The following is an 8,163-nucleotide window of genomic DNA, read 5'->3' as shown; positions in this document are numbered from 1 at the left end:
CCATAACGGTCACCGACGCGCCTTTGGGCAACTCGGCATGGACCTCGACACGCTCGCGGACGACCCGGCGCGATGCGATCCGCATGAATGCATTCTACCAGCGTCGAACGGGAGCTCACGATGTTCGATTTTGATCCACGAGACTACGACGACCGACGCGATGCCGCTCGTCGGGGCAGCCGCGATACCCGCGAGGACATCGAAGCGCCTCGCAGCCGGCGTGGGTCGTCAGGAGCATCAGGAACGCCGCATCGGGACGACCACTGGAGGCGACCTGACGCCCGATCGCGCGAGCGCGATGACGAGGACGCGCGGACGCTCGGCCGCGGGCCTGGGAACGGCCGGCAGGCCTCCGACGACCCCACTCGCGGCCACCGAGACGATGCGCGATGGCCAGAGCGAGATCGCGATGCTCAGGAACGCGATTGGGGCGTACGAGATGCCTTCAGCCGCCATGTTCGACTGCCGCGTGGACCCGAACGCGAGCGCGTCCGTGATCGCGACCGTGAATATACCTTACGCGGTTCGGAAACGCGGACGCTCGCGACGCTCGGTGCCTTCCGAGTCGTCTCCAGTCGTGACCTCCGCGACAACGACGGCGGGCCGGCCGATCCACGTTCAGGCGACCTTCGCCACCTGCGCGAGCAAGGACTGATCGACACCGCGCGCGTGCCCGGCTACCGCGACCAGGCGGTGACGTTGACCCAGGCCGGCCGGAGCCTTCTCGAACGCCATCGAGACCTCGACAGCGAACATCAACAGGCGTTCCACGCGGGCGTGGTCCGCGAGCGCGAGTTGGAGCACGACCTCCAGCTCTATCGCGCGTACGAACACGCCGAGGCGTGTCTGCTAGAGCGAGGCGCGCACATCGAACGTGTGGTGCTCGATCACGAGCTCAAGAGCGAGTATCAGCGCTGGCTGGTGGACCAGGTGTTCCCGGCGGTGCCGGTCCGGCAGTGGGTGCTGACTTTCCCCCATCGCCTACGCTACCTGCTCGCCTGGGATCACGCCCTGTGTCGCGCTGTGATCGGCGTCTTCATGCGCGCGGTGCTCGGGTTCCTGCGGCAGCGGGCCCGCGCGCAGGGCATCGGCAATGGCCGGAGCGGGGCCGTGGCGATCGTGCAGCGGTTCGGCGCGGCGCTCAACCTCAACGTGCACACGCACGCCCTCGTGGTCGATGGCGTGTTCGCCGAGGAGGCGGCCGGCAGCCTGGTGTTTCATCCGGCGGCGCCTCCAACTGATGGAGAGATGGAGGCGCTGCTGGTGACCATCGCGCGGCGGATTGAGCGCCTGCTCGCGCGGCGACGCCTGTCCGCGGCGCAGGCAGAGCCGGGGACGGCCGATCCGTGGGTCGACGACGCACCGATCCTCGCGGGGCTTGCCGCCGCGTCGGTCGAGGGGCGCGTGGCGCTCGGGCCGCGGGCGGGCGCTCAAGTGCGCCGCTGGGGTGGCTGGCCAGATCAGGAGCCGCTTCCGCTGGTGCGCGGACCGTGTCATGCGGCGCGCGGTGGCTTCGATCTCGAGGCCGGCGTCGTCGTGCCGGTGGGGGATCGTGCCCGGCTGGAGCGGGTGTGTCGCTATGCGCTGCGGCCACCGATTGCGCACGACCGAATCCGGCTAACCCCTGACGGGGAGGTGCTCCTCGAGCTGCGGCATCGATGGTCGGACGGCACGACGCACCTGCGGTTCCATCCGCTGGAGCTGATCGAACGCTTGGCGGCAGTGACGCCGCGGCCGCGGATCAACCTGGTGCTGTACTACGGCGTGCTCGCGGCGCATGCGACGTGGCGGTCGCGTCTGCCCAAGCCCGGCGATGCCGTGGTAATGACGGCACCGACGGTGTCCCCTCCCATGGAGGGAGCATCGGTGCCTGCGCTGGCGGTGACCGGCGCCGCGGACGACCCGCAGGAGTCAGCGCCGACCCCCTTCGCGCAGCGGCGGTCGAACTGGCTCTGGGCGCAGTTGATGCAACGCACGTTTGGCTTTGATGTGCTGCGATGTCCCCGGTGCGGCGGGCGCTTCCGGCTGCTGGCGCTCATCGAAAAGCCACCGGTCGTGCAGCGCATCCTGCGCCACCTGGGCCTGCCGACGGAGGTGCCGCCGGCCCGGCCGCCACGGGCGCCCCCGGTCGCTGTCGGCGTCCGGTCCCTCACGCTCGATCTTGACATTCCCTGACGGCCGTTGCGTGGGCTTGCGTCCCGAGGCCGGTGGTTGCTTGGGGAGGCGTCTGTTCACGGACAAGAATCGTCCCTGGGCATTGCATCGATTGCAGTCGGTCCTCGATCACTCGAAGTACTGTACGCCATCATTTGCGCCCGTTGTGGTCATCTGCCCGTGCCAGGGGCTATCTGCGCCGTGCCGAAGGGGGCGCCACGTCAGATAATGGGACTTCCGTTAACCGCCGCCACGGCCCACGGCAAAAACCCGTCTAATATCGTCTATCGTCTGTTCGGACGGGGTTTCTTGAGCGGTTGTTTCGTGGTGGCGATGATCGCGCGCTTTGCGCCGAACAAGCGTCACGATCTCCTGATCAGGGCTGTGCACGCCGTCCGGCACCGTATGCTTAACATCTGGCTCTTCTCAAGCGAGAGATCTTCGAGCATCCGGAGGCCTTTGCTGCGGTGCAGACGATGATCCGCAAACTCGACTGCAGGACTGGGTAACGTCCGCAGGGTCGATGCGGCGGCTCTCGATGCGCTGTGCTCCGCGGTGACGATGAGGGGCTCGGCCGATGTCTGGTCGAAGCCATGGCGATGGAGCTGCCAGAGATCCTCACGAGCGGAGGAGCCGGCCAGGAGATTGTCACGCACGGCGAAACTGGTTTGGTGGTGCCGCCGGGCGTCCGGACGCGCTCGCGGAAGCGCTCGTCAACGTGGCCCTCGATTCCCTGACGCGCGCTCGCTACGGCCGCGCAGGACGGCAGTTTCGTTCTCGGACATCTGATGGCCGCCGCGTCAGTCAGCGAATGCCGTTGTTCAGGGATATAATGCGGTTCTTATTAGACCATCGCAGACGAGATCCCGTCCAGCGTGCGGCGCACGGATGACCGATGCTTGTCATCGAGACCAGTCGTTGAGCTGTAACGGCGGTACGAAGGATGTTTATGTCGAACTGGTTGGATACGGCGATTCGCAGATTCCAGTATGGCGTGCGTGTGCTCTGTCGGGTGCCGGGGCTGACGGTGCTCGTGGTAGTGACGCTGGCGGTCGGCATCGGGGCCAATGCGGGAGTCTTCACACTGGCGAATGCTGTTCTCTTGCACTCGCTGCCGGTCAGTGACCCGCAGGAGCTGTATTTCGTCGAGGCGCGAGGTGAACGGGGTGGCGGCAGTTCTTACCCGCTCTTTCAGGCCTTGAGAGGCGGCTCGACGCAGTTAAGCGATCTTGGCGCATTTCAATTGACGGAGCGGCGCGTCACCATTGACGGCCAGCTCGAGCTGGCGACAGTCGAATACGCCTCCGGCAACCTCTTTCAGCTCCTCGGAGTTGGAATGCGGCTCGGTCGAGCGATTCTACCAGCGGATGACCGAATCATGGGAGCGGGCGGAGCGGACGGCCCTGTGGCCGTCATCAGCCATCAGTTCTGGCAACGTCGTTTTGGCGAGCGCATCGACGTCATAGGGAAGGCCATCCTCGTTGGTGAGGTGACGGCGACCATCGTCGGAATCACGGCCCGGTCGTTCACAGGACTGCAGCCGTGACGCGGGCATCACGTCATCTGCGCTGTGTGGGGGGCGGGTCCGTGCGGAGGGCGGGTCCGATAAGGGAGGATCTGTTGACCTTCCGATAGGGATAGGCCCTTCATCCGTCCTATCGTCCCCGTGCAAGGACCGTCGTGCGATGCCTGTTCGTGCGTAGCATGTGTGGTCTCCTCAGAAGCGGAATCGCGCTGCGAGCTGGAAGCGCCGGGCGTTCGTGCCGTCGGGCTGGGAGGCGTCGTTGTTGGGACGTCCCCAGTCGGACCGCTCCATGAGCCGGACCGGCGTCGAGAGCGGCGTCCTCACCGACGTGGAGCTGGCCGTGTAGAGGGTGGTCTGGAACCCGTTGTAGTTCGAGCGGTTCAGCACGTTGAAGCCTTCCGCGATCAGCTCGACGATCAGCCGGTCGCCGAGGCGGAAGTCGCGGGCGACGCGGACGTCGAGCCTGTAATTCGCGTCGCCATACGTGCTGTTCCGCACGATGTTCGGCGCGAGGTTTCGGTCGGCGCCACCACCCTGTCCGAGCAGGCCGCCGAAGCCGTTGTACTGGACACCGTCGAGGGTGAACGGCAGGTTCGGCACGGAGATGACCGCCGAATAGGGCCGGCCCGATTCGGCGGTGAAGATGCCACTGAGCCGGAAGCCCGCGGGCAAGTTCGCGATGCCGTTGACGACGAGCCGGTGGCGCTGATCCGTCGGCGCGGCGCCCCGGTTCGACCCCAGATCGAACTGGTTCTGCACGCTCGATCCCCCGAACGGCGATTCGGCGCCGGCGCCGCTGCCGTTCGCCGACCCCGACAGGTTCTCGGCCTTCGCCAGCGTGTAGGCGACGCCGATCTGGTAGCCGTTCGCGAAGCGGCGCTTCAGCTCGAAGAACACCGCCCGGTACCACGTCTCGCCGATCGATCGCATCGTGTTCGTCGCGGCGAGCGATGGGACGGGGCGGGAGTGGTTCACGTTCCGCGACTGGCCGTCCGCGGTTCGCGTCACGCCGGCGGAGTAAGGCACCTGGAATGTGCTGTCATCGGGAAGCTGATACGTGCGCGTGAAGGCTGGCGCCGGCAGGTTGGCGTCCGACTCGATCGGCAGCCGCTCACCCTTGGTGTAGACGAGGCTCGCCGACACGGCGTAGCCCCCGCCCAGCTCCCGATCGATGCCGACGTTGAAGTCCTGCAGGCGGGGCCGCTTGTAGTCCGGGTCGAAGCGGAAAATCGACACGGCGCCGGCGGCCGACGGCGGCAGGCCGCCCAGGATCTCCGGGTAGGCCGGCGCGCCGGCATCGCCCGGCCGCAGAGTGATGCCAATGGTGGTGTGATTGGGATCCAGCACCCCGGTCTGCGTGAGCGCGTTCCGGATCATGCCGTTCGGCGTACGGCCATAGTAGAGGCCCCATCCGCCGTGCACCACGGTCCGGCCATTGCCCCTGACGTCGTATGCCATGCCGATGCGTGGCCCCCAAGCCGAGCGGTCCTCCGTGATCTGCTGCGTTTCGGGTACGGAGGGATTCGGCGCCACGGGCGCCGGCAGGTCCTGGAACTCATAGCGGACGCCGTAGTTGAGCGTCAGGCTCGGCGTCGGCCGCCACTGATCCTGCGCGAAGACGCTGTAGTCGGTGGTCGTGAAGTCGAGGCCAGACAGGCCGAAGCTCTGGCTGTAGGACGTGTAGCTTCGACCGGACGGATCGATCACGTCTCGACCGAACCTGAGCGCGTCCGGGTAGTTGTAGGTCCCGCCGAAGTTCCTCGGGTGGTCGATAATGTCGCGTACGCGGTTCACGTCGACGCCGAATTTGAACGAGTGGCGGCCCGTGATGACCGACAGGTTGTCGATGAACTGTAATCCCCGCTCGTCCGGCAGCGCCGGCCGTTCGAGGAAGTTCGCACGCCCGAAGGAAAAGCTTCCCACAAAGACCTGAGGCGGAGGCTGGTTCGCGAACTCGTACTCGAAGTCGCGGCTCGCCTTGGCGCGCAGCTCGTTGACCAGTGTCGGGCGCAGCGTCGAGGTGAGCCGCACGTTGAAGCTGTGAATCCGCACGTCATCGCTGCCGTTTCGGCCGACATTACCCAGGACGATCGGCGTGTTGATGCCGTTCTCGGCCCGCGCGTTCAGGTAGTTGTAGGTGACCGACAGCAGGTTCGAGGGATTCAGCGTAGCATCGATCTTGCCGAGCGCGAGGTTCTGGTTCGCCGTGCGGGGAATCGTGTTGCCCGGGGCGCCGCCCGGGAACTTGCTGCGCAGCAGCTCGGCACCCGCCGCGAACGCCGCCCGATCCGCCGCCGCCGGGTTGGCCGGCAGCCCGTTCGTCAGGACGCCGCTCAAGTCCTCGATGATCAGCGGATAGTCCCGCTGCTGCTGGTCGTAGTTGAAGAAGTAGAAGACGCGATCGCGCACCAGCGGCCCGCCGACCGAGCCGCCGAACTGGTGACGCGATTCGTCCGGATTGATCGTGGCGAGCGGGTCGCGCGCGTTCAGCGCCTGATTGCGGAAGTAGTAGAACCCGTCCGCCGACATGCGGTTGGTGCCGGAGCGGATCGCTGCGTTGATGCCGCCGCCGGCCGAGCGGCCGAACTCGGGGAGGAAGTTCGACCGCGTCACCTGGAACTCGCGGATCGCGTTGGCGCTGACGTTGCTCGCGATCCGGGTCCGCCCGGCGGCCTGCGAGAAGTACGCCTGGTTGGCGTCGTTGCCCTCGAGCGTGAAGTTGTTGAAGATGCCCGACTGCCCGCGATAGCTCAGCAGACCGAATCGGCCGTCGCGCGTGACGCCGGGCGCGAGCAGTGCAAACTGGTCGGCGCGCCGGCCGTTGATCGGCAGGTCGTTGATCTGCCGGCGATCGATGAGCGTGGACTCGTCGGTCGCCGTGGTGTCGATGAGCGGCGTGTCGGCGACGACCGTCAGCGCCTCCCGGACGCCCTCCGGCTGGAGGACGAGGCGCAGCGGCGTCGTGCCCCCGACGGTTACCGTGAGCCCGTCACGGGTCAACACCGCGAAGCCCGGGTGCTCGACGATGACCGTGTAGTCGCCGGGCGGCAGCACCGGAATCGTGAACTGTCCAGCTGTCGTCGTCGGTAGTTCGCGTGTGCCGCCGGTGCCGGCGTTGATCGCGGTGACCCTGGCTCCGGCGATCGCTCCGCCCTGCGCATCGAGGACCGTACCGCTGAGAACGCCCGTACCCAGGCTCGCCTGTGCACGACTGGTCGCCGGCACGCCTGCCACCAGCGTGAGCGCCAGCACCCCCACACCACTCCATCCCGTCAGTCGTACCCGTCTGGTCAAGAATCGCCTCCCGAAGTTGTCCTCGTCGCTCGTTGGACGAGGGCCCCGCCTGGCCGTCGGCACGCGCGAGGGATGACGGCATCATGAGGCACGACCTCTTCGACGAGGCAACACGTGAGCAACGGCAGGGTAAAGATTCAGGAGAACGGGCGTTCCGTGCCGAAGGGGGCGCCACGTCAGATAATGGACGATATGTAAACTGAGGACGCGCGTGGAGGCACGCATGACAGGGCCTTCATGCTTCCTATCGTCCTTGTCGTCAATCACGGTTGACTGTCAATCACGGTTGACTTGACACGGGCACGCGACAGGCGTACCTTTGAATCATCGTTTGTGACGATCAGTCGCCAGTCTCCACGTCGGTCTCAGGCCCGCGTGGACTTCGCTTCGACCTCCCCGCCCCACGGCCAGAGCGAGAAGCTCCCCAGCGAACACCGGGGCGGTTGGATGAGATCGCAGCCGGCGCGAGGCAGCCTGAGACGGCACGAGACCACTCGAAGGCGCCGGCACAACGCGATCAGTGCTAACGACTGCGGTTCGTCCTCAGGGTCAACCGCACGGGAGCACACTACGATGGGCCGGTCAAGTCCATAAACTGCATCACAGGCTTTGCGCCGAGTCTTCGTACCCAAGGCTCGTCGCAACGCCCGGAAGTCGACGATGCGCGCGAGAACACCTTCTGCGCGTCGCGGATTCCTCCCGAGCCGAGCAGCGCGGGCAGCAAGTCCGTCAGCACCGCCAGGGAGTTCCTGACGTTGCTGTCGCGCTCAACCCGGACCCGGCATGAGCCGTCCCAGGACGCCATGCCCGCCGGGCCCTCCGAGCCGGCCGCCGACTAGTGATGGATCGCAGGTCCTTCACTCTCGGCGGGGCCTCCCGGCTCGCTTCTCCACGTACACCGGTATTGCCGCACCGTGCTGCGGTGCCACCCATCCTCGGAGGAGGCCATGAGGAAGAATCTGTATTCTGATTCCGAGCGCGCTCAGATCGACAATCAACTCGCGGCCGACGTGGTCGCTCGACAAGAGGGCCTGCCCAACCGGCTGTTAACTGCCTTCGACGTCGCCGAGTTCGTCGGTTGCCACGAAGAAACCGTCCGCCGTGCGTACTTGCGCGGTTTACTTGTTTCGCAACGCTTCGGCGTGAGAGGAAGGAGGTTCCATCCCGCAGACGTCCTCGACTGGATTCGT

At 66.4% G+C, this 8,163-nt stretch carries 4 protein-coding genes; 3 read left to right on the top strand and 1 reads right to left on the bottom strand.

Going from position 1 to position 8,163, the window contains the following annotated elements; genetic code table 11:
* The first annotated feature begins 120 nt into the window (after positions 1–120).
* From GEV06_27500 to GEV06_27490, 3 genes are all read left to right on the top strand, one after another.
* Complete coding sequence (locus GEV06_27500) at positions 121–2,175, top strand: hypothetical protein (protein MPZ21606.1); 2,055 nt, start codon at positions 121–123, stop codon at positions 2,173–2,175.
* Positions 2,176–2,699: 524 nt separating this feature from the next.
* Positions 2,700–2,891, top strand: coding sequence for a glycosyltransferase (locus GEV06_27495; GenBank protein ID MPZ21605.1), 192 nt, complete (start codon positions 2,700–2,702; stop codon positions 2,889–2,891).
* A gap of 206 nt (positions 2,892–3,097) precedes the next feature.
* The gene (locus tag GEV06_27490) at positions 3,098–3,700 is read left to right on the top strand and encodes a hypothetical protein (GenBank protein MPZ21604.1); all 603 of its coding nucleotides are present in this window, start codon (positions 3,098–3,100) and stop codon (positions 3,698–3,700) included.
* A 171-nt stretch (positions 3,701–3,871) separates the two neighbouring features.
* Here GEV06_27490 and GEV06_27485 read toward each other — a convergent pair whose 3' ends face one another.
* Positions 3,872–7,036, bottom strand: coding sequence for a hypothetical protein (locus tag GEV06_27485; protein MPZ21603.1), 3,165 nt, complete (start codon positions 7,034–7,036; stop codon positions 3,872–3,874).
* Between the last annotated feature and the right edge of the window lie 1,127 nt (positions 7,037–8,163).

The sequence above is a fragment of the Luteitalea sp. genome (genome assembly GCA_009377605.1).
GTDB lineage: Bacteria > Acidobacteriota > Vicinamibacteria > Vicinamibacterales > Vicinamibacteraceae > WHTT01.
Note: the sequence above shows the minus strand (reverse complement) of the source record. Positions and strands in the feature narration are given on the sequence as shown.